This is a genomic window from Noviherbaspirillum sp. ST9 (genome assembly GCF_048799745.1).
In the GTDB taxonomy this organism is placed as follows: Bacteria; Pseudomonadota; Gammaproteobacteria; order Burkholderiales; family Burkholderiaceae_D; genus Noviherbaspirillum.
The window spans coordinates 1-697 of the sequence record NZ_JBLWFR010000085.1; the positions used below are offsets into that span (position 1 = coordinate 1).

Sequence of the window (697 nt, forward strand, 5' to 3'; positions counted from 1 at the left end):
CTGGCATTCCACTGGAAACGAATAAGAAAGGCCTGGGCTGGTTCATGTTTAAAAATGATTCGACGTTTGCTATGTATCATGCCGGCAGCGCCGGATTTGCACATTCCAAACTGCTGCTACTGCCATCGAAAAATGCAGCTGTAGTTGTTATGACCAATACTGCTGAAGGCGGGCATGCGGCCGAGGAATTTTGTTTTAATCTCCTGCCCCGCTTTGGTTTGAGTATAACCGACCTTTTTCCGGCGCCAATAACGGGGACGATTCATCAATTACAACATATCGTTAGCCTTCCCAGCAGCGTATTGGAAAAACACGCTGGCAACTACGGTGAATCGGGATCTTATTCAGCCATACGATTAAAGGACCATTACCTGGAGCTAAGAAATGGCGACAATCAATACTTGTTAAAGCCATTGACAGCAAATGAATTTGCTCCATACCGGATACACGGTAAAGATACGGTAGAAGCTAAAGACAACTCCCGGTACTTTTTTAAAGATATAAAAGGTTATCATGTACTCATTCAGCGGATTGGGAAACGGGAATATAACCGGGGATACCGTATGGATCCTCTAGATACCGCATTATTGCGCAAGAAGATAGGACTTTATGAGCATTTTGGTTACCAGATGCTCATAGGCGATAGCAAGTTCAAAAGTATAGAAATCTACTTATCTAACGACGGTGTGCTTATGTG

The 697-nt window shown here is 43.8% G+C and carries 1 protein-coding gene; it reads left to right on the forward strand.

Translation table 11 applies throughout. The features are described 5' to 3' along the window. On the forward strand, positions 1-697 hold a 697-nt coding region (locus ACNOHI_RS24880), incomplete at both ends, for a hypothetical protein (protein ID WP_420477411.1).